15 protein-coding genes and 2 pseudogenes are annotated in these 21,820 nt (G+C 72.6%); 5 read left to right on the top strand and 12 right to left on the bottom strand.

Annotated elements, in window-relative coordinates; all coding sequences use genetic code 11:
- From ACWC5O_RS33430 to ACWC5O_RS33415, 4 genes and pseudogenes are all read right to left on the bottom strand, one after another.
- Positions 1-350 (bottom strand): annotated as a pseudogene (locus ACWC5O_RS33430) (LCP family protein); the annotation flags it as partial.
- A 96-nt stretch (positions 351-446) separates the two neighbouring features.
- Entirely contained in the window at positions 447-3,197 is a 2,751-nt protein-coding gene (gene mgtA / locus ACWC5O_RS33425) for a magnesium-translocating P-type ATPase (RefSeq protein WP_450592500.1), read from the bottom strand.
- Positions 3,190-3,552 (bottom strand): ArsR/SmtB family transcription factor, encoded by a 363-nt coding sequence (locus tag ACWC5O_RS33420; RefSeq protein ID WP_450781135.1) that lies wholly within the window; start codon positions 3,550-3,552, stop codon positions 3,190-3,192. Before ACWC5O_RS33420 ends, mgtA begins: the two co-directional genes overlap by 8 nt.
- A 77-nt stretch (positions 3,553-3,629) precedes the next feature.
- Entirely contained in the window at positions 3,630-4,103 is a 474-nt protein-coding gene (locus ACWC5O_RS33415; protein WP_450590592.1) for a hypothetical protein, read from the bottom strand.
- Between the two features lie 273 nt (positions 4,104-4,376).
- Between ACWC5O_RS33415 and ACWC5O_RS33410 the strand changes: the two genes are divergently transcribed.
- Positions 4,377-5,738 carry an alkaline phosphatase gene (locus ACWC5O_RS33410; protein WP_450590593.1) on the top strand — a complete coding sequence of 454 codons (1,362 nt, stop codon included), beginning with the start codon at positions 4,377-4,379 and terminating at the stop codon, positions 5,736-5,738.
- A 330-nt stretch (positions 5,739-6,068) separates the two neighbouring features.
- Entirely contained in the window at positions 6,069-6,782 is a 714-nt protein-coding gene (locus ACWC5O_RS33405) for a chaplin (protein WP_450590594.1), read from the top strand.
- A gap of 633 nt (positions 6,783-7,415) precedes the next feature.
- Here the strand turns inward: ACWC5O_RS33405 and ACWC5O_RS33400 are convergent.
- A pseudogene (locus ACWC5O_RS33400) lies at positions 7,416-8,540 on the bottom strand (PH domain-containing protein); the annotation flags it as partial.
- Positions 8,541-8,799: 259 nt separating this feature from the next.
- Here ACWC5O_RS33400 and ACWC5O_RS33395 point away from each other — a divergent pair.
- A complete protein-coding gene (locus ACWC5O_RS33395) occupies positions 8,800-9,600 on the top strand; it encodes an SCO2400 family protein (RefSeq protein WP_450590595.1) in 801 nt (266 codons plus the stop codon).
- Between the two features lie 12 nt (positions 9,601-9,612).
- On the opposite strand, the gene ACWC5O_RS33390 is transcribed toward ACWC5O_RS33395, so the two are convergent.
- A complete protein-coding gene (locus ACWC5O_RS33390) occupies positions 9,613-10,335 on the bottom strand; it encodes a TIGR03943 family putative permease subunit (RefSeq protein ID WP_450590596.1) in 723 nt (240 codons plus the stop codon).
- Positions 10,332-11,426, bottom strand: coding sequence for a permease (locus ACWC5O_RS33385; RefSeq protein ID WP_450590597.1), 1,095 nt, complete (start codon positions 11,424-11,426; stop codon positions 10,332-10,334). The genes ACWC5O_RS33390 and ACWC5O_RS33385 overlap by 4 nt, the downstream gene beginning before the upstream one ends.
- A gap of 164 nt (positions 11,427-11,590) precedes the next feature.
- On the opposite strand from ACWC5O_RS33385, the gene ACWC5O_RS33380 reads away from it, so the two are divergent.
- Positions 11,591-13,438 carry an NAD-binding protein gene (locus ACWC5O_RS33380; protein WP_450590699.1) on the top strand — a complete coding sequence of 616 codons (1,848 nt, stop codon included), beginning with the start codon at positions 11,591-11,593 and terminating at the stop codon, positions 13,436-13,438.
- Between the two features lie 247 nt (positions 13,439-13,685).
- On the opposite strand, the gene ACWC5O_RS33375 is transcribed toward ACWC5O_RS33380, so the two are convergent.
- On the bottom strand, positions 13,686-15,494 hold the full coding sequence (locus tag ACWC5O_RS33375; protein WP_450590598.1) for a prolyl oligopeptidase family serine peptidase: 1,809 nt from the start codon (positions 15,492-15,494) through the stop codon (positions 13,686-13,688).
- A gap of 462 nt (positions 15,495-15,956) precedes the next feature.
- On the opposite strand from ACWC5O_RS33375, the gene ACWC5O_RS33370 reads away from it, so the two are divergent.
- A complete protein-coding gene (locus ACWC5O_RS33370) occupies positions 15,957-16,754 on the top strand; it encodes an SURF1 family protein (RefSeq protein WP_450590599.1) in 798 nt (265 codons plus the stop codon).
- Positions 16,755-16,806: 52 nt separating this feature from the next.
- Here ACWC5O_RS33370 and ACWC5O_RS33365 read toward each other — a convergent pair whose 3' ends face one another.
- The 4 genes from ACWC5O_RS33365 to ACWC5O_RS33350 form a co-directional block, all read right to left on the bottom strand.
- On the bottom strand, positions 16,807-17,886 hold the full coding sequence (locus tag ACWC5O_RS33365; protein WP_450590600.1) for a hypothetical protein: 1,080 nt from the start codon (positions 17,884-17,886) through the stop codon (positions 16,807-16,809).
- Positions 17,887-18,029: 143 nt separating this feature from the next.
- A complete protein-coding gene (locus ACWC5O_RS33360; protein WP_450590601.1) occupies positions 18,030-18,722 on the bottom strand; it encodes a SigE family RNA polymerase sigma factor in 693 nt (230 codons plus the stop codon).
- A gap of 322 nt (positions 18,723-19,044) precedes the next feature.
- Positions 19,045-20,124 (bottom strand): aspartate-semialdehyde dehydrogenase, encoded by a 1,080-nt coding sequence (locus ACWC5O_RS33355; RefSeq protein WP_450590602.1) that lies wholly within the window; start codon positions 20,122-20,124, stop codon positions 19,045-19,047.
- Positions 20,124-21,395: an aspartate kinase gene (locus tag ACWC5O_RS33350; protein WP_450590603.1), complete on the bottom strand. Its 1,272-nt coding sequence runs from the start codon at positions 21,393-21,395 to the stop codon at positions 20,124-20,126. Before ACWC5O_RS33350 ends, ACWC5O_RS33355 begins: the two co-directional genes overlap by 1 nt.
- Positions 21,396-21,820: the final 425 nt, after the last annotated feature.

The following is a 21,820-nucleotide window of genomic DNA, read 5'->3' as shown; positions in this document are numbered from 1 at the left end:
AACGCGTCGGCCTTCTCCGTACCGCCCTTGCCGTCCAGCGACACACTCTGGATGTTGCCGTTCAGGTGCTGGTAGAACCACCAGCCGACACCGGCGGTGACCACGACGAGGACGGACAGGCATATCGCGAGGATCTTCAGCACTCGTTTGCCGCGCCCCGCCGTGCGGGCCCGGCGCCGCGCGCGCCTGCTGCCGTGCGAACGTGAGGTGCTGTGCGAGCGGGATGCCGCCCGGGCCGCGGCCCGGCCGCCCGGGCGCGGTCCGTCGGGCTCGCCCGTGCGCTGTCCGGGCACCCGGGCGCTGCGGCTGCGCGTGGCCTGGCCACCCCGGCCGTCCCACGGCTCGCTCATCTACCCACTCCCACGACGGTCGGGCCCATCACCTTGGTTGCGTGATTGCGCAATCTAACAAACCCGTGGCCCGAGCAGCACAGATCCACACACAATTCACAGGTGAGGCGTCCCGCGGGGCGGCTGGAGCCTGCGGGAGGCGCGGGAGCCGGCCGCCAGGAGACCGGCGGCGTACACGGCCAGGACGGCGACGAGCAGGGCGTAGTAAAGGACCGGGAGGCCGGTCAGGCCGAGCACCGGGCCGAGCGGTGACGGCGGAAGCGCCAGGCCGATGACGGCGAGGGCGAGCGCGGCCCAGGTGACGGGGCCCGGCCTGCGGCGGCCGGCGGTGGGGGTCCCCCCGCTCGAACGAAGTCGAGAGCGGGGGAGACGGCCGGCCCGGAGCAGCAGCATGACCAGGGCCTGGGTGAGCAGGTTCTCGGTGAACCATCCGGAGTGGAACACCGCCTCGACGTCCCCGGTGCCCGGCCCGTGCAGGGCGAACGCGAGGACGGCGAAGGTGGCGAGGTCGGCGACCGCGTTGAGCGCTCCGAAGCCGGTGAGGAAACGCAGCAGGTCGCGTGGGCGCAGTTCCGTCGGCCGGCGCAGCACCGAGGGGTGCGGGCGGTCGTGGGCGAAGGCGAGCTGGGCGGCGTCGAAACACAGGTTCTGGGTGAGGACCTGCGCCGGGAGCATCGGCAGGAAGGGCAGGAGCAGGCCGGCCGAGAGCATCGCGATCACGTTGCCGAGGTTGGAGGAGAGCGTGACGCGCAGGTAGGTGGCGATGTTGCCGCCCGCGTGCCGGCCCGCGGCGATGGCGTGGGCGAGCGCGGTGAGGTCCTTCTCGGCGAGTACGACGTCGGCGCCCTCGCGCGTCACGTCGGCGGCCTCGCGCGGGGCGATGCCGACGTCGGCGGCGCGCAGCGCGGGGAGGTCGTTGACGCCGTCTCCGAGGAAGCCGACCGTGTGTCCGGCGGTGCGCAGGGCCTGGGTGATCCGGGCCTTGTGGTCCGGGGTGCAGCGGGCGAAGACGGTCGTACGGCGGGCGAGGGCGGGGAGTTCGGCGGCTGCGAGGGCGTCGACGCGGACGGCGTCGAGAACGGCGTCCTCGGTGAGCGGGATGCCCAGGTCGCGGCAGGCGCGGGCGGCGGTGCCGGGGTGGTCGCCGGTGAGGATCTTCACGGCGACACCGCGGTCGGTGAGGTTCTTCAGCGCGTCCGCGGCGGTGGGCGCGAGCGCGTCGCGCAGGGTGATCAGGCCGCGGAAGGTGAGGCCGCGTTCGTCGGCCGGGGTGTAGGCACGGGTGCGCGCCGGGCGTTCGGCGGTGGCGACCCCCAGGACGCGCAGGCCGTCGTCGGCCTGCGCGGCGGCACGGCCGGTCAGGCTCCGGCGCTCCTCGTCCGTCAGCGCACAGCGCTCCAGGACGGCCCGGACGTCCCCCTTCACGACGAGGGTGTGCCGGCCGAGGCGGCCCGGGGTGCGGACGACGGCGGTGGCGAGCCGGCGCACCGGATCGAAGCCGACGGCCGCCACACCGTCGTACGCCATGAGGTCGTCCTCGTCGGCCGCCTCCAGGAGCGCCTCGTCCAGGGCGTCGGGTTCCGGCAGGTCGGCGAGGTGCAGCGTCCACCACGCGTTGACGGCGGCCCAGCGCAGCACCTCGGGGTCGTCCCGGCCGTCGGGGCCGAGGGCGCGGTGTGTCACCGGCCGGTCCTGGGTGAGGGTGCCGGTCTTGTCCAGGCACAGCACGTCGACGGCGCCGAGGTCGTGCAGAACGGGCAGCCGTCTGACGATCACCCCGTACGTCCGGGCGAGCAGCGAGGCGCCGCGGGCCAGGCAGGTGGTGACGAGGACCGGCAGCATCTCGGGGGTGAGCCCGACGGCCACCGCGACGGCGAACGGCAGCGTCTCCAGGCCGCGTCCGCGCAGCGCCGCGTTGGCCATGAGGACCAGCGGCGGGGTCAGCAGCATGAACCGGATGAGGATCCAGGAGATGCCGTGGACGGAGCGGTCGAAGGCACTCGCCTCCCGCCGCTCGGCCGAGCGGCCGTGGGCGGCGGCGAACCGGGTCCGCGGGCCGGTCGCGGTGACGACCGCGGTGGCGCTTCCCGAGACGACGCCGCTGCCCTGGAAGCAGCACTGCCGCTGTTCGAACTCCCCCGCTCTCGGCTCCGCTCGAGCGGGGGGACGCCCCTCGCCGTCGGCGCGGTGCGGGGCGTCCGAGGCCGACTTGATGACGGGGGCCGACTCCCCCGTCAACGCGGACTGGTGCACCGTCAGGCCGGTTGCCCGCAGCAGTCGTACGTCCGCCGGCACCAGGTCGCCCGGCCCCAGCCGGACCACGTCCCCCGGGACCAGCTCGTCCAGCGGGAGTTCCCGGCTCGTGGGCGGCGCGTCCTCGTCGGCGCGGCGCACCACGGTCGCGGTGGTGGCGACCAGTTCCCGCAGGGCGGCCGTGGACCGGTCGGCCCGGTGCTCCCCGGTCGCCCGCAGCACGCAGCTCACCGCGACCAGAAGGAGGATCACCGAGGCGGTTCCCCAGGCGAAGACGGCCGCCGACACCAGCCCGAGGCACAGCAGGACCGCGGTGAACGGGTCCCGCAGGCTGCGGGCGAACAACTGCGGCCAGGAGGCTTCCCGCAGGACCGGAAGCACGTTGTCACCGAACCGGGCCAGCCGCTCCTGCGCCTCCGTCTCGGTCAGACCCCGGGGACTCGCGTCCAGCTTCCGCAGCACTTCGAGCACGGTGGGGGCGGAGTGCGCGGGACGGGACTGCGCGGCTACGGCCCGGTCGCCGCCGAACGCCGTCGAGGCACCGGTGTCCGGCGCCCACGCGTCCGGCCCCGGGGGCGCGGTGCTCTCAGCCACCGGTCCCGCGCAGCCGGTATGCCGGTGCGGAGGCCCGCTGCGACCGCTCGGTCAGCTGCCCGACCAGCACCCGTACGACCGTCACGATGTCGGGGTCGTCGATGTAGTAGACCTGCCGGCGGCCCTCACGGCGGGAGCTGACGAGCCCGGCGAGCTTCAGCTTGGCCAGGTGCTGGCTGACCGCGGGCAGCGCACCGCCCACCCGGTCGGCGAGGCGTGTCACGTCGCTCTCGCCCTGCGCCAGCGCCCACATCAGGTGCAGCCGGGCCGACGAGGCGAGCAGTCCGAACGCGGCGGCCGCCGCCGCCAGCACCTCGGCCGACGGGTCCTCGAAGCCACCGGCGCTCTCCGTCACAGTCCTCTCCCGTCCCGCCCTGAGCACAGCCGACGCACATGTGCCGCCCATGGTAAGGGCGCGTCCGGGACCGGCTTCTAACGTGCGGTCCGGTCTCCCCGTTCTCTCATGAGCAGTTCCTCCAGGCGGCCGAGGAGGAAGGGCACAACCCCCCGTTCCAGGAGCGCCAGTTCCCACGTCTCCCGCGCTCCCGTCACGTCCGGGACGTCGTCGGCCGGGGCATCGCCCGCACCGGCGGCCCGGTAACGCTTGACCGCAACCCACCGCCAGGCCGCCTTCGCGGCGGACAGGCCGGGCACGATGCGTGTCGCCGGCTCGCAGGTCGCGCCTTCCGCCGCGGACCGGGCGCGGAGGTACTCCTGGTACTCGACGGTGGCCGCCGCGGTGATGGCGGCGCGCGCCCGCACCGCCCGGGTGCGCAGCTGCTCCCGGTCGGCCACTCCCGCCGCACGATCGAGGGCATCCAGGACCTGTGGGGAGTTCAGCGCCTGATCGAGCACACGCTCGAAGACGACGGCGGTCTCGGGTACCGACGGTCCAGCACGCGTCATATGTCCCCCGATGAAGCTGAACTGCGGGCGAGGACTGGCGAGTCTAATAGTTCCCGGATTGCGCAACCATTAAAGACTCACCGCAGCAGGGACCTTGACGATCTTGAATGCACCCGGGCCGCGCGGCAATGCGACCTGGTCGGTCCCGTTCTTGTGTCATGTCCCGGATGCACCTGCTCGACCATTCGTTTACCTCTGCTTTGCGAACGCCTGGTGATCTGGCCTGCGTTGGTCACCGCATCCGCTCGTCGGACGCCACAAGGAGTCAGTCACATGCCCCGACCCACCCGTCGTCACCTCACGGTCGCCACCGCGCTGGTCGCCACCACGGCCGCCCTGGCGGTCGCCACCTCCGCCGGCGCCTTCGACAACGAGAAGCAGGCGAAGGACGCGATCAAGGGCGGGAAGGCGAAGAACGTCATCCTGCTCATCGGCGACGGCATGGGCGACTCGGAGATCACCCTGGCCCGTGACTACACGGTCGGCGCGGGCGGCCGCATGAACATGGACAAGTTCCCGCTCACCGGCGCCTACACCACGTACGCCGTGCACGCGGACGGCACGCCGGACTACGTCACCGACTCCGCCGCGAGCGGCACCGGCTGGGCCACCGGCATCAAGACGGTCAACGGGCGCATCTCCAAGACCCCCGGCACCGACAGGGCCGTCCCCACCCTGCTGGAGCTGGCGAAGAAGAACGGCTACGCCACCGGCAGCGTCACCACCGCCGAACTCACCGACGCCACCCCGGCCGTGCTCGCCTCGCACGCCACCGACCGCTCCTGCCAGGGCCCGGCCGACATGGCCAAGTGCCCCACCGACACCATCGCGGCCGGCGGTCCCGGCTCGATCGCGGAGCAGTCCGTCAACCACAAGGTCGACGTCCTCCTCGGTGGCGGCAAGCAGCGGTTCGACCAGAAGGTCACCGACGGCAGGTACAAGGGCCTCACCGTCACCGAGCAGGCGCAGAAGCTCGGCTACCAGGTCGTCACCGACAGGGCGGGCCTGAAGAGCGTGAAGCCGGGCAAGCCCGTCCTGGGCCTGTTCGCCACGGGCAACGTGCCCGTCGAGTGGACCGGCAAGGCGGCCGCCGTCGGCGGCACCGACCCGCAGCGCTGCGTGGCCTCCAACCCCAACCGCCCGGCCACCACCCCGAGCCTCGCCGACTCCGCCACGAAGGCCATCCAGCTGCTGGAGGCCAAGCAGAAGGCGACCCACTCCAGCAAGGGCTTCTTCCTGCAGATCGAGGGCGCCTCGATCGACAAGCAGGACCACGCGGCCGACCCGTGCGGCCAGATCGGTGAGACCGCCGCCTTCGACCGCGCGGTCAAGGCGGCCCGCGCCTACGCCGCCAAGCACCCCGACACCCTGGTCGTCACCACCGCCGACCACGGCCACACCAGCCAGATCGTCCCGCTGGAGGCCACCCCGCCCGGCCTGTCCGCCACGCTGGTCACCAACGAGGGCCAGCAGCTGAAGGTCAACTACTCGACCAACACCCCGGGCCAGTCCCAGGAGCACACCGGCACCCAGGTCCGCATCGCCGCCCAGGGCCCGCAGGCGTTCCGCGTCCTCGGGGTCACCGACCAGACCGGCCTGTTCACCACGATCCGCGAGGCTCTGCGCCTGCGCTGACCCCGGTGAACCGGAGAAGGGGAGGCCGATGACCGGCCTCCCCTTTCGCCGTCTGCGTCAGAGGCCGGCCGACCGCTCCCCTGCCTGCCGGGCCGGCGCGAGGGACGAGCTGGTGACGGAGGCGGCTCTCGTGATGCGGGTGTGCTTCCGTCAGAAGCTCCTCCGTGACCTCCTGACCAGGAGAAACGTACGAGGAGAGGCCGACTTGGCGGCACGTTCTGTGCGATTCGGCGATGCGAAAGGCTGATTCGTCATAACCCGAAGGGGTAATCAACCGTTTCTCCCTGTGCGGGCGAGTGCTCGCGACCATGTATGGAAGGCAGGGAACCTATGAAGCGGGTTACCCGAAACAGCGTGATCGCTGTCGTAGCCGCCTCGGGTGCGATGGCCATGGCAGCGTCGGCGCACGCCGATTCGACGGCGAACGGCGCCACCGCCGATTCGCCCGGTGTGATCTCCGGCAACACCCTCCAGATCCCGGTGCACGTCCCGGTGAACGTCTGTGGGAACACCGTGAACGTGGTGGGGCTCCTGAACCCGGCCGCGGGCAACTCATGTGCCAACGCGGGCGGCGGAGGCGGCACGTCCGGCCAGGCCACGGCCGAAGGCGCGGCCACGGACTCCCCGGGGGTCATCAGCGGCAACAACGTCCAGGCGCCCGTGCATCTGCCGGTGAACGTCAGCGGCAACACGGTGAACGCGCCCGGCGCCCTCAACCCGGTGTTCGGCAACACGTCCGTGAACGGCTCCGGCGTCACCGCCACGCAGCCGGGAACGCCCACTCCGCCCACTCCGCCCGCTCCGCCCAAGACGCAGCCGGGAACGCCCACCACACCGCCGGTCAAGACCGTGCCTCCGGTGAAGAAGCCGCCCATCCCTGCGAACCACCCGCAGCCGGGTCACACCATCACCGTGCACCCCGGCACGACCCCGCTCGCACACACCGGATCGGACGGCATGCTGCCGGCTGCCGCCGCGAGCGCGGCCCTGCTCCTCGGCGGAACCGTTCTCTACCGGCGATTCCGCGCCACGGCAGCACGCTGACCCCGACTCAGGCGTCCGCGTCCCGGCAATGACGCTCAGCTGCGCATTGCCGGGTAAGCAGAAGCCGGAAATCTTGATCCACTCGGGACTGCCGGGACCGGGAACGGTGCCGTCGTCCAGGGGATCAGGAGTCGTAGTGGCAGTGAAGACACGGAGACCCGGAGCCGCCGCCGTCGCATTCGCGGCAGCAGCGGCGGCCGCGGTCGTACGGGGCCCCGCCCTGCCCGCCGCCGCCGCTTCCGGACACACGGCCTCGGCCGGACCGTGGAACACCGCGGCCGGCCTGACCGGCCAGGACGGCCGGCAGAGCCTGATCGACCTGAAGGCGGCTGGTGACGGCACCGCCTTCGCGCTGTGGCGCGGCAAGCAGGCCGGGGCCTCCAGCTGGGAGATCCGGGCCGCTGTCCGGCCCGCCTGCGGCGACACGTGGGGTGCGCCCAAGACACTGGTCACGAACCAGGGCTCCAGCGCCAAGGCCGTGCCGGCGGTGACCGCCGACGGCGGCGCCGTGGCGGCCTGGCAGACCGGCGACGGCACCGTCACCGCCGTCTGGGACCAGGGGGACGGCTCCCTGCACTACCTGGTGATGACCGCCACCCTCGCCTCCGGCGGGTCGGCCTGGTCCACCCGTGGTCAGGCCCTGGCCGACCCCAGCGCGCGGATGATCCGCGTCAGGTCGGCCGGGGCCGCGGCCAGGCGGATCGGGGTGCCGGCGTCGTCGAGTTCGGCGATGTGCCAGCTTCTGGGGACGGTGTCGCCGTCGCTGCCCCGGGCCCGTCGTACGTTCCTGACGGTGAGCCGCTCGGCCGGGATGCGCTTCGCCGCGAAGCGGCCCGGGCCGGGCGTCACCGCGGGTGCGCCGTCCCCCAGGGCGATGTGGGTGCCGAAGCCGTGCGGGTTGAAGTCGGTGGGCTCCAGGAACCGGGCGGACAGGAACACCTCGTCCTGCTCCCGCTGTCGGGCCGATGCGCCGGCCTCGCCCTCGTCCGGCCGTCCGGCGGCTTCCGCGTCCCCGGGCGTACGGATACGGGTCGCGCGCCAGGCCCCGGTGAGCAGGGCCAGGGTGAGCAGCGTGCCCGCGGCCGCCCAGGTGATCTGCGTGGAGGAGGCGAGCAGGTCGGTGGGGTGCAGGAAGCACAGGGGCAGCAGCCACAGGGCGGTGCCGGCCAGCGCGCCCGCGAACGGCAGGGCCGAGGGAAGGACTTCGTCGTCGGGCAGTCGGCGTCCTTGCAGACGCACCAGCACCTTCGCCGCCGGGTAGCCCGCGGCCAGGGCCAGCAGCGCCGCCACGACGGCCAGGGAGCGGGCGGTGGTGATGTGCTCGTGCCAGCTCTGTCCCGCCCCGGCCACCTTCATCACCTGCCCGCGCCAGACGGTCAGTTCCACGTGGTCACCGGCCTGGAAGTCCCGGGCCGCCACGGCTGAGACCCTGAGCCGGTGCAGTGGCCGGCTGTCCGTGAAGTACAGCCAGCTGGGCTGCTTGGGCCCGTTGGCGTCGGTGCGCGCGATCACCGCCGGGACGGTGGACAGGCAGTCGTCGCGTCCGGCGGCAGGTGTCCCGGCCGTGCAGGGCGTGGCCCTGCGCCAGGCCTGTTCGTCCGATGCTGCGTTCGGGACGAACCACACGGCCACGCCCGCGCACGCGAGCAGCAGCGCACAGAGGGCCAGCGACCCGGCCCAGCCCCTGCCCGCGGTGCGGTGCGGATGCGGTTGAACGTTTGTCATGTGTACAGCTTCCGTCCCTGCACGTCGCCGGTTCTTGTGCGGATCCTGGCAGTGTCCGGACGGCCGACCCTGCCGTGTTGCCACCCGCCGCCGGCTCCAGGGTTCGCTGGAGCCGGCGGCGGCGCGGTTGTCGGACGTGTGAGGGCCGACACAGCACACGAGTCACCTCATGAATCCCCTGTGAATGTGTGCAGGAGTGCCACAAGGGCCGCACACGGTCTTCCGAAAGCCTCGTTAGCGTTGCTGGCCGCTCGATCCCACGTGCGAACGCGTCGAATCGGAAAGACCTCACATGGACTACTGCTCCTCGTGCCGTCGGCATCTGAACGGCGCCCTGGTGTGTCCCGGCTGTGGCGCGTACGCCCCGGACATAGCTCCGCACACGCCGACGGCCGTCCCCGCGGCGCGAGCGGCCGCCCCCTCCGCCGCCTGGTACGACGACGGTCTTTCTGCCGAGCCCACGCCGTCCGCCACGGACGGGGCTCCGTCCGACGACGTGACGGACGCGCCCGCCGCCACGCAGGGACGGGCCGCCCGGCGCCGCCAGCTGGCCCGGTGGAAGAAGAACAAGCGCCGGGCCGCGGTCGCGTCCGCCGTCGCGCTCGTCGGCGGTGGGCTCACCCTGGCCTCGATGGACCGCCAGTCCCCCGACCGGGCCCAGGCGGCCTCGGCCCCGGACAACCGGCCCATGGGCGCCACCGACGGTGAGACGGACACCGGGACCCCTCCGGTGCCGACGCCGCCCAGCCACCACCGGTCCCCGCGCGCCACGACCCCGGCCCACGCCCAGCAGCCCGCGGCCGCCGCACCCCACCGGCAGACCACCGCCACCGCACCCCGGACCGCCCTGCCGAACACCCACCCGGACGCGGCGGCCGCTCCGGTCCCCGCACAGACACCGGCCGCACACCGGCAGACCACCACCCCGGCCTCCGACGGCACCGGCAGCGGCACCGTGGTCCAGCAGCCGTCCGCCCCCGCTCCCGCACCCTCGACCAGCGGCGGCACGGACTCGGGAGCGTCACCTGCGAGTCCCTCGCCGGCCGCGACCTCTCCCTCCCAGCTCTGCCTGATCGTGGTGTGCCTGGGCTGACCGCCCGGCTCGTCAGTTGTTCCAGGTCTCGTCGTACGGATCCTGCGGCGTAGGCACCGGCTTCGCCGCGGTGACCTTCAGGAACGGGATCGGGCCGTTGTTGACGGGGTCGTGGGTCAGCTTCGGGGTGTAGGTGCCCGTGACCTCCAGCCAGGCGTCCGGTTGCAGGACCGGGGGAAGCTTGCCGGTGAGGGCGATCTTCACCGGCTGGGCGTCCGCCGCGCAGCAGTTGAGGGCCATGCGGACGAGGTAGGGCGCGCCGGAGTGGTCCAGGGCCAGGAAGCCGGTGACGCGGACCGGGCGGCCGTGCAGGGAGCGGCCGTGGCCGTAGGCCGCGCGGGACGCGTAGTCGACCACGCTGAGCGGTACCGGGTCGTCGGCGGGCAGCTTGCCGTAGCCGTAGGGCTGTTGCAGTGCCGTGCCGGTGCGCAGGGCGCTGTAGGAGCCCAGGGCCGGCGGGGCGACGAGGATGAGGGAGAGCAGGGGGAGGACGAGGAGCCAGGAGATGCGGGGCTCCGGGTGGGCGTGCTCCGCGCCGGGCGCCCTGGTCGCCTTGTTCCGCCTGCGCTCGTACCAGGCCGTCGCCAGGGCCGCCGCGATCAGGACCACGCCCGAGGCCAGCAGGATCGGTTGCAGGCCCGCCTTGACGTAGCGCAGGTAGAGGTCGGTGGCGCCCGCGTGCAGGAGGGCGGCGCCCAGCAGGAACATCACTGCCGCCTGGGCCTGGCGGTTCACAGGAGCACCGTCCCGGTCACCACCGCGCCCGCGACCGCCAGCGCGAACGTGGCGGGGGCGAAGCGCAGCGCGAAAGCGCGGCCGAAGGTGCCGGCCTGCATCGCGAAGAGCTTGAGGTCGATCATCGGGCCCACCACCAGGAACACCAGCTTGGCCGTCAGGGAGAACTGAGTCAGGGAGGCCGCGACGAACGCGTCCGCCTCCGAGCAGATGGACAGGAGTACGGCCAGTACGGCGAGCGCGAGGACGGAGACCAGGGGGTTGTCGGCCGCCGTGCGCAGCCAGGTCGCCGGGGTCGCCGCCTTCAGCGTGGCCGCGGCCATCGCGCCCAGGACCAGGAAGCCGCCCGCGTGCACGGTGTCGTGCCGGACCGAGTTCCAGAACGCCTCGCCCTTGGTCGCGCCTTCATGGGCGCCGTGGGCCGGCGGGCGCAGCCAGTCCGTGCGGCCCAGGCGCTGCCACAGCCAGCCCATCACGCAGGCCACCAGGAGGCTGGCGAGGAACCGGGCCAGGACCATCTCCGGGTCGCGCGGGAAGGCGACGGCCGTGGCGGTCAGGACGATCGGGTTGATCGCGGGGGCGGACAGGAGGAAGGCCAGGGCCGCGGCGGGGGTCACGCCCCGGCGGACCAGCGCGCCCGCCACCGGGACCGAGGCGCACTCGCAGCCCGGCAGCACCGCGCCCGCCATCCCGGCCACCGGTACCGCGAGGGCGGGCCGGCTCGGGAGGGCGCGGGCGAAGAAGGAGGGGGGTACGAAGACCGCGATCGCTGCCGAGAGGAGGACCCCGAGGACGAGGAAGGGCAGCGCCTGGACCGTCACGGCCACGAACACCGTCATCCAGCTCTGCATCAGCGGGGTGCCGAGGGCCCCGCGGATCGGGGACTGGGCGAGCACGGCCAGCAGCAGGGTCATGGTGAGGATCAACGGGGAGCTGAGGCGCCGGCTCTCCTGGTCCTCCCGGTCCTCCTGGCCCTTCTGGCTTGCCCGGTCCTCCTGGCCCTCCCGGCTTGCCTCGCCCGGCCGTTCGCCGGACGGGTGCGCCGGGTAGCGTTCGGTGGCGCCGGGCGGGGCGTCTTCGGTGATGGCCACGGGCGAGTACCTCCGGCTGTGCGCTGCCTCTCCCTCCCCATCAATACGCGATGGTGGGCACGGGTGTTCACCTCGTTGCTGGAACCACCTGTCTCCTTGGGGCAGTCTTTTCCCTCGTGGCGAGCGTTCCGTATCAAGGTGGGTCCGGCGCCCCGGCGGCGCACATGGTGGTCTGCGGTGACGACGGGCTCGCGCACCGGCTGGCCGCCGAGTTGCGCGGGGTCCACGGCGAGCAGGTCACCCTGGTGATGCCGCCGAACGAGCGCACGGCACGGCTCCCGGTGGTCGGGCGGGCCCGGGCCGCCTCGGCCGCGCTGCTCGACCGCGTGGTCAACGCCGCCGTCGGACTGGGCGGTGGCAACGGCGGCAACGGCGCGACCGGGAGCGGCGGCAACGGTGGCAACGCCCATCGGGGCGACGGCGAGCGGGTGTTGGAGGCCCTGGAGCTCACCGAGGCCGTGCTCGCCGAGGCCGGTGTGGAGCGGGCCGCCGCACTGGCGCTCGTCCATGACGACGACGAGACCAACATCCGCGCCGCGCTGACCGCCCGTCGGCTCAACCCCCGCCTGCGGCTCGTCCTGCGGCTGTACAACCGCCGGTTGGGCCAGCACATCGAGGAACTCCTCGACCAGGCTGCCGCGTTGGCGTCCGGCGCGGGGGCGGCCGATGACGCGGAGGCGTCCACGACCGTGCTGTCCGACGCCGACACCGCCGCGCCCGCGCTGGCCGCGGCCGCCGTCGCCGGCACCACCAAGGTCGTACAGACCGAGAGCCTGCTGCTGCGGGCCGTGGAGCGGGTGCCGTCCGGGGACGGGCAGATCGCCGCTCCCGGGCTGTGCACCCTGGCCCTGCTCTCGGCGCCCGGCACGGATCCCGCCGGGGCGGACGGGGCCGACGGCGGCAGGGAGCAGGAACCCGTGCTGCTGCCGGACGACGAGGAGGTACGGCGGGCAGCCGGGCGGGCCGCCGTGGTGCTGGAGCAGGTGTCCGCCTTCGGCGGCCCCGAGGCGGCCGCGGCCGGACGCGGGATGGGGGTCGTACCGCCGCTCGCCTCCCTCTTCTCGCGGCGGCTGCGGTGGTCGCTGGCCGGGCTCGTGGGGTGTGTGGTCGCGCTCGCGGTCGCGTTGTGGGTGGTCACCGGGATCCATCCGCTGGGGGCCTTCTACCTGACGCTGCTGGACCTGTTCGCGATCGACGACCCGGCGCTCGGGGCGCCCCTCGGACGGCAGATCCTCCAACTCCTCTCCGGGCTGGTCGGGTTGCTGTTGCTGCCGGTGCTGCTGGCGGCGGTGCTCGAGGCGCTGGGCACCTTCCGGACCGCGTCCGCGCTGCGCAAGCCGCCGCGCGGGCTCGGCGGGCATGTGGTGCTGCTGGGACTAGGGAAGATCGGTACGCGGGTGCTGACCCGGCTGCGGGAGCTGCACATTCCCGTGGTGTGCGTGGAGTCCGACCCGGAGGCGCGGGGGCTCGCCACCGCGCGGCGGCTGCGGGTGCCGGTGGTGCTGGGGGACGTCACGCAGGAGGGGGTGCTGGAGGCCGCGAAGATCCACCGGGCCCATGCGCTGCTCTCGGTGACCAGCGCGGACACGACGAATCTGGAGGCCGTGCTGTACGCGCGGTCCGTGCGGCCGGATCTGCGGGTGGTGCTGCGGCTGTACGACGACGACTTCGCGACCGCGGTGTACCGGACGCTGCGGGCCGCCCATCCGCAGGCGTCCACGCGCAGCCGGAGCGTGTCGCATCTGGCCGCCCCCGCGTTCGCGGGAGCGATGCTGGGGCGGCAGGTGCTGGGGGCGATTCCGGTGGAGCGGCGGGTGCTGCTGCTCGCCGCCGTCGAGGTGGCCGGGCATCCGGAGCTGGAGGGGCGGAGCGTGGCGGAGGCGTTCCGGGCGGGGGCGTTCCGGGTGCTGGCGTTGGAGGGCCGCGCCGATGTCCCCGGCGACTACGTGCTGCGCAAGGGGGACCGGGTCGTGGTCGCCGCCACCCGTCGGGGCCTGGCCGAGCTGGGCTGAGCAGGGGTCCTGCGGGTCGCTGCGGGTCCTCTCGAAGCGGCCGGACGGGTGGATCCGGGGGCTGAACTCCGTCGACGTCCGCTATGGGAGCGTGCCCGGCGACGTGGGCGGCGGCGTCCTGGTCACCGGCAACGCACCCGACAACTGCCGCCCGGCGGGAGCCGTACCGGCTGCGTGAACTGACCGACCGTGCCGGCCGACCGCACCCTCCGGTGGGCGTCCCGCACCCGCGGGACGCCCACGGGCCTCACTCCCCTGCCAGGTGCCTGCCGGCGAACTCCATCTCCAGTCTCAGCTGCTTGATCCGCTCGTCCACCACCAGTGAGCCGTGCCCGGCGTCGTAGCGGTACACCTCGTGGACCGCGCCGCGAGCCTCCAGGCGCTTGACGTAGTTGTCGATCTGGCGGATGGGGCAGCGGGGGTCGTTGACGCCCGCGGAGATGTAGACCGGTGCCTTGACCTGGTCCACGTAGGTGAGCGGGGAGGACGCCTCGAAGCGCTCCGGGACCTCCTCCGGGGTGCCGCCCAGCAGGGTGCGGTCCATGGCCTTCAGGGACTCCATCTCGTCGTGGTACGCGGTGACGTAGTCCGCGACCGGCACGACCGCGATGCCCACCGCCCACGCCTGAGGCTGGGTGCCGACGCCGAGGAGGGTGAGGTAGCCGCCCCAGGAACCGCCGGTGAGGATCAGCCGCTCGGGGTCGGCGAGGCCGGAGCGGATCGCCCACTCGCGGACGGCGGCCACGTCCTCCAGTTCGATCAGGCCGACCCGGTGCTTCAGGGCGTCCGTCCAGGCGCGGCCGTATCCCGTGGAGCCGCGGTAGTTGATGCGGATCACCGCGTAGCCCCGGTCCACCCAGGCGGCCGGGCCCGCGGCGAAGGAGTCGCTGTCGTGCCAGGTCGGGCCGCCGTGCAGGTCGAAGACCGTGGGGAGGGGGCCGGTGGCACCGGCGGGCTTCTGGATCAGGGCGTGGATGCGGCCGCCGGGGCCGTCCACCCACGCGTCCTCGACCGGCACGGACGGCGGGCACTTCATGCCGGGCGGGTCCAGGACCACCTCGCCGGTGGTGGAGCGGACCGCGGGCGGCTCGGCGGCCGACGACCACAGGTACTCCACGCTGCCGTCGGGGCGGGCGGTCGCCCCGGAGACCGTGCCGGGCGGGGTGGGGATGCGGGTCAGCTCGCGCGCTGCCGGGTCGTAACGAAACAGCTCGCTGCGGGCCTCGAAGCTGTGGGCGATGAGCAGGGCGCTGCCGTCCGGGTACCACTCGGCGGCCACGTCGCCGGGCAGGTCGAGGGCGAGGTCGCTCTCCTCGCCCGTCGCCACGTTCCACACCAGCGGTTCCCAGCGGCCCCGGCGCTGGTGGCCGATGAGCAGGCGGGTGTCGCCGGCCACCGGTGCGAAGCCGAGGATCTCCAGCCCCAGCTCCTCGGCGCCGCCCTTGGTGTCGTCCAGCTCGGCGACCGTCGTGCCGTCCGGGCGCAGCACGCGCAGGGCCGCGTGCATGGCGTCGCCGTGCTCGGTGTGCTCGATCGCGATCAGGGAGCCGTCGTAGGAGAGGTCGCCGACGCCCGCCGACTCGCGGTGCCGGTAGATCTCGACCGGGTTCTCGCCCTCGCGCGCGAGGTGGATGGTCGTGCCGTCCTCGTCCGTCGAGCGGCCGACCACCGCCGTACGTCCGTCACGGGCGAGGCCCAGACCGGCCGGGTAGGAGGGCTCCAGGCCGGGCACGGCGGTCTCGTCCGCCCCGCCCCCGAAGGGCTGGCGGCGCCAGATGCCGAACTCGTCGCCGTCCTTGTCGTCGAACCACCAGATCCACGCGCCGTCCGGGGAGAGCACGCCGTCCGTCGTGCCGTTCGGCCGGTCCGTCGCCTGCCGCTGCTCGCCCGTCGCCCGGTCCCACGCGTACAGCTCGTACGTGCCCGTCGCGTTCGACACGAACAGGGAGCGGTCCGGCGCGTCCTCCGCCCAGTCGGGCAGCGAGACCCGCGGCGCCCGGAAGCGCTTCTCCCAGTCCGGCATGTCCGCTGTGTCCGGCGTGCTGCTCTCACTCATGGCCCCAGTCATGCGCCCATACTGCCTGGCCGCACCCACAGTGCGCTGGCGGGTGTACCCAGCCTGTGGACAACTTCCCCACTCGCCCACCGACTCCGCACACACGTGTGAGCCGCAGGCATCGTGAGAAAGCCCCTGCCGGGAACGCACCGCGAGGTCACCGGTGGCCAACGAACCAAGGAACGCCCCGACCTCGCGCAGCACCATCGCATCCGTCTCCGACACCCGCAGCACTCCACCAGTGCCGAAGATCCCGTCACGGCATCCAACGAGCCCCAGCCAAGGAGGTCACCCATTCGGCACACAAACCCTCGTTCGCTTCCACGGCAAGCCTGTCAACTGAGCCCGGCGCCGACAGGCGGTACTCGCTCGTCCCGCCAGGACGCGCTTGAACGCAGTTAAGAGCCAGCAGTTCCTAACCCCCCGCCCGAGGCCGGGCACCGGCGCCGTACCGTTGAGGGCGTGTACCGGTTTCTGCTGACACCCCGCTGGTGGGGCATCAACGTCTTCGTGCTGCTCGCCATCCCGTTCTGCGTCTTCATGGGGTCGTGGCAGCTGAGCCGGTTCGAGGGGCGGGTGCAGGACCACCGCGCCGCGACCGAGCAGGCCGCCTCCGACGGACACGAGGCGGCCCGTCCGCTGGCCGGGATGCTGCCCGTCGACAAGAGCACCTCGGGACGCCGGGTCACCGCGAGCGGCCGGTACGGCAAGCAGCTGCTCGTGCCGGGCCGGGAACTGGACGGCAAGCAGGGCTTCTACGTGCTGACGCTGCTGCGCACCGACTCCGGCAGCGCGCTGCCCGTGGTGCGGGGCTGGCTGCCCGGCAAGGCGGATCCGGCGAAGGCCCCCGCCCCGCCGGCCGGCGAGGTCACCGTCACCGGCGCGCTGCAGGCCTCCGAGACCCCGGGGGACAACGGGGTCAGTGCCCAGGGCGGGCTGCCCGCCGGGCAGACGGCGGCGATCAGCGCGGCCTCGCTGGTGAACCTGGTGCCGGACAGGCTGTACGACGCCTGGGTCACCCTCGACAAGGCCGACGCGGGCATGAAGGCCGTGCCCGCGACCGCGCCGGCCGGCACCGGTCTCGACCTGAAGGCGTTCCAGAACCTCGGCTACACCGGTGAGTGGTTCGTCTTCGCGGGCTTCGTGGTCTTCATGTGGTTCCGGCTGCTGCGCCGCGAGGTGGAGTTCCAGCGGGACGCGGCGCTCGGCCTGGTGCCGGAGGAGCAGGAGAACACCTCCGCCCCGGCCGCCACCGTCTGACCACGGCCTCTGGCCACAGCACCGGACCACGGCACCGGACCACGGCTCCTGGCTACGCCCCCGCGAGCACCCCGGTGTAGTACACCGTCCCGGCGCACGCGTTCGGCACGGTCGCCGAGACGGTGGGCGAGCCCACCTGCGCGGTGTGGGTGACGAGGACGCTGCCGTCGGCCGTCCCGCCGTCCTCGGTGACGAGCTGGGTGGTGGTGCCGGAGGACGTGGTGCCGGTGGTGTCCGTGCTCCCGGTGGCACCGGCGTCCTGGCTGGGCGTCGGGTCGGGCGAGGGACCGCCGGTGTCCGCGCCGCCGGTGGTGGTGGAGCCACCGGTGGTGGGGCAGGTCTCGGACGGCACGAAGGCGAACTTCTCCTCGTAGGCCGCGCCCGGCTGCAGGACCAGCGCCGAGACCTCCAGGGAGGGGTCGGGCAGCGACGCCGCCGCGTCCCCCGCCACATGCCGGGCGCTGAGGACCTTGGCGGGATCCGCGGCCCCCTGCGCCGAGACGCCGATCGTGCCCGGGCCGCCGACGGTACAGCCGGCGGAGGAGATGTTGGTGACGCGGAAGGTGCCGTAGACCACACCCGCGGAGTCGGGGGCGTCGACGGTCTGGGTGGCGGAGCCGAGCTGGGCCGCCGTGCACACCGGGGTGCCCGCGGCCAGGGTGGCGGACGGGTTGGCGCCGGTGGTCGAGCCGGTGCCGTTGCCGCCGGTCTTGCCCGGCTCACCGCCCTTGGTGCTGTCCTTGCCGTGCCCGGGGGTCTTGCCGTGGGAGCCACCGACGCTGTTGGAGCCGCCGTCCGGGTTCTTCCCCTGGGTGGCGCCCCCCTGGGCCTGGGAGGTCTGCCCGGCCATGGCGGTGTTGGTGTCGGTGCCGGTGGAGTTCGAGACGTGGATCAGCGCGGGAATCGCCGTGCCCACGAACAGGGCGGCGGCGGCCATGCCGACGGCGGCCTGGCGCTTGCGGGCCCGCCGGGCGGGCACGGCTTTGCGCAGATGGTCCAGCGTGCCGGTGCGCGGTTCGAGGTCGTCGACCGCGGAGTGCAGCAGCCGGCGCAGGTCCAGCTCGTCCGAGCCGAGCCCGTCCGGGCCCGGGCCGAGCCCCTCGGGGCCCTTTTCGTCGGGGCCGTGGTTCACAGTTCCGTTCCCAGCGTGCGATTGCGTGTGCTCTTGCTCGTACTGCTTCGTCGGTTCGTGCCAGGCGTGGGGCTCATGGCGTCCCTGGGCGTGGCCTTCGCGGGAAGGGCCTGCATGGGAATCGCCCCCTTCGGCGTGCTCGCTCATGCCGGTGTCTCCATGGCCGTCCGCAGCGCGGCGATGCCCCGCGAGCCGTACGCCTTCACCGAGCCCAGCGAGATGCCGAGCGTCTCGGCGACCTGCGCCTCCGTCATGTCCGCGAAGTAGCGCAGGACGAGGACCTCGCGCTGGCGGCGCTGCAGGCCCTTCATCGCCTTGATGAGGTCGCGCCGCTCCAGCGAGTCGTAGGCGCCCTCCTCCGCGCTCGCCATGTCCGGCATCGGCTTGGAGAGGAGCTTCAGGCCGAGGATGCGCCGGCGCAGGGCGGAGCGGGACAGGTTCACGACCGTCTGCCGCAGGTAGGCCAGGGTCTTCTCGGGGTCGCGGACGCGCTTGCGGGCCGAGTGGACGCGGATGAAGGCCTCCTGCACGACGTCCTCGCAGGAGGCGGTGTCGTCGAGGAGGAGCGCGGCGAGGCCCAGCAGCGAGCGGTAGTGCGCCCGGTAGGTCTCGGTGAGGTGGTCGACGGTCGTGCCGGCGACCACGGTGTCCGCGGTGGCGGTGTCGGCCGCGCCGTCGTCGGAACCGTCACGCTGACCGGGTATGCGGGCGGGCCGCGCTGCGGGCATGGGCGCGATCACCGGCATGCCGCCGGGAACGCGCGGCCGGAGTGCCGCGCGGGGCGGCCGGAGCGCAGCGGTGCCGCGGGCCGCACTGAGTTCGAGTACCTCTGCCACGCCAGTTGGACACGTCTCCCCCCGCCAGGGTTGTACGTGCCGGGCGTCACATGTCCGACAACCGACGGTGTCCCAAGTGCCGTCATGCGCCCCGCTCTTCCCCTATATCCCATTTGAACGGGCGTCCCCACGCCCCGATCACGGCGTCCCCACGCCAGGATCCTCACGTCCCACGCCCCGCAAAGGTGACCGCAAAGACGCTCCCCGCCCTTCGCGTGGTTGCGAGGAGCGGGGAGGAAAATCCTCTGTCGCCGGGGCGCGCGGTTCAAGTGGTTTGGACCATGCTCCCGGCCACATTTCTTACCTGGATCCTACAAACGTCTTAACCGCGGGTGGGTACCTCTCCCCTGAATTCCGCGGCGACCAGCTCGGCGATCTGCGCGGTGTTGAGCGCGGCGCCCTTGCGCAGGTTGTCGCCGCAGACGAAGAGTTCGAGCGCGGTCGGGTCGTCGAGGGCCCGGCGCACCCGCCCGACCCAGGTCGGGTCGGTGCCCACCACGTCGGCGGGGGTGGGGAACTCACCGGCGGCGGGGTCGTCGTAGAGCACGACACCGGGCGCGGTGGCGAGGATCTCGCGGGCGCCGTCGACGGTCACCTCGCCCTGGAAGCGGGCGTGGACGGTGAGCGAGTGCGTGGTGATCACCGGCACCCGGACACAGGTCACGGCGACCGGCAGCTGCGGAAGTCCGAGGATCTTGCGGGACTCGTCCCGCACCTTCATCTCCTCAGACGACCAGCCGTCCTCCCTGAGCGATCCGGCCCACGGGACGACGTTCAGCGCGACCGGCTCCGGGAAGGGCCCGGTGTCGTCCCCGACGGCCCGCCGTACGTCACCGGGCTTGGTCCCCAGTTCGGTCCCGGCGACCAGGGACAGCTGGGCCCGCAGCGCCTCGACCCCGGCCCGGCCCGCCCCGCTCACCGCCTGGTACGACGACACCACCAGCTCGCGCAGCCCGAACTCGGCGTGCAGCGCGCCCAGGGCGACGATCATCGACAGGGTCGTGCAGTTGGGGTTGGCGACGATCCCGCGCGGCCGGCTCCGCACCGCGTGCGGATTGACCTCGGGGACGACGAGGGGCACGTCCGGGTCCATCCGGAAGGCGCCCGAGTTGTCGACGACGACCGCACCGCGCGCGGCGGCGATCGGCGCCCACTCGGCGGAGACCTCGTCGGGAACGTCGAACATGGCGATGTCGACCCCGTCGAAGGCGTCCTCCGTCAGGGCCACCACCTCGACCTCCTCCCCGCGCACGGCCAGCTTGCGGCCGGCCGAGCGCCGGGAGGCGATCAGACGGATCTCGCCCCAGACGTCCGCGCGCTGGGACAGGATCTGGAGCATGACCGCGCCGACGGCCCCGGTCGCTCCCACGACCGCGAGTGTCGGCTTCCCGGTCGGCGCCATTACCGGCCCGTGCCTCCGTAGACGACGGCCTCGTCGGTGTCGGAGTCGAGTCCGAAGGCGGTGTGCACGGCGCGCACGGCCTCCGGCACGTCGTCGGCACGGGTGACGACCGAGATGCGGATCTCGGAGGTCGAGATCAGCTCGATGTTGACGCCCGCGTCGCTCAGCGCCTCGAAGAAGGAGGCGGTGACGCCCGGGTTGGTCTTCATACCGGCGCCGACGAGGGAGATCTTGCCGATCTGGTCGTCGTAGCGCAGCGAGTCGAAGCCGATGCCGGAGCGGTTCTTCTCCAGCGCGTCGATGGCCTTGCGGCCCTCGGTCTTCGGCAGCGTGAAGGAGATGTCGGTCAGGCCCGTGGAGGCCGCCGACACGTTCTGCACGACCATGTCGATGTTGATCTCGGCATCGGCGATGGTCCGGAAGATCGCGGCGGCCTCACCCGGCTTGTCCGGCACGCCGACGACCGTGATCTTGGCCTCGGAGGTGTCGTGCGCGACACCGGAGATGATGGCCTGCTCCACCTTCTTGTCCCCAATCGGCTCACTGCTGACCCACGTGCCCTGCAACCCGCTGAAGGAGGAGCGGACGTGGATCGGGATGTTGTAGCGGCGCGCGTACTCCACACAGCGGTGGAGCAGCACCTTGGAGCCGGAGGCCGCGAGCTCCAGCATGTCCTCGAAGGAGATCCAGTCGATCTTCTTCGCCTTCTTCACCACACGCGGGTCGGCGGTGAACACGCCGTCGACGTCGGTGTAGATCTCGCAGACCTCGGCGTCGAGCGCGGCGGCCAGCGCCACGGCCGTGGTGTCGGACCCACCGCGACCGAGCGTGGTGATGTCCTTCTTGTCCTGGCTGACGCCCTGGAACCCGGCGACGATCGCGATGTTGCCCTTGTCCAGCGACTCCCGGATCCGGCCCGGGGTGACGTCGATGATCCGGGCTTTGTTGTGGACCGAGTCGGTGATGACGCCTGCCTGGCTGCCGGTGAACGACTGGGCCTCGTGACCCAGGTTTTTGATCGCCATGGCCAGCAGGGCCATGGAGATCCGCTCTCCGGCGGTCAGCAGCATGTCGAATTCACGCCCGGCAGGCATCGGAGAAACCTGCTCGGCGAGATCGATCAGCTCGTCCGTCGTGTCGCCCATCGCGGAAACGACGACAACCACCTGGTTGCCGTTCTTCTTCGCTTCCACGATCCGCTTGGCGACGCGCTTGATGCCTTCGGCATCGGCTACGGAGGAGCCTCCGTACTTCTGCACGACAAGGCCCACGTGCGCTCCTCGCTCGGTTCGTTTGTGTCGGCTCAGTCTAACGAGCGTCCGAAATCCACCTTCCTACTCCCGCATGGTGAGACGTCGGGCGGCGGGAGGTCGACGCGCTCGCGACCCGGAACCTGCCCAGCGCACGGCAGGCCACGCGAAACGTGCCCCGGCTCACAGTGGCTCCTGTGGATTAACTTTCAAACACGCTCGTACGCCCTCCCAGAGCGCCTGGCCCCTGGGCCCCGGAGCCGGTGCTGGCGCACCGACCGGGGCCGATCTATTTGCCGCGGACCTAGAGTGACTTTACGTTCCGACGCAAGCCGATCACGGAACGTCACCCTTTCGAGGTACGCCGCCTCAACTCACGTACAGACTTGGTTGATTGGGTTGGTTTTCACCCATCCCAGAAACCCATGGAGGGGCTCGGAGCCCGA

The sequence above is a fragment of the Streptomyces sp. NPDC001450 genome, assembly GCF_053597295.1.
Note: the sequence above shows the minus strand (reverse complement) of the source record. Positions and strands in the feature narration are given on the sequence as shown.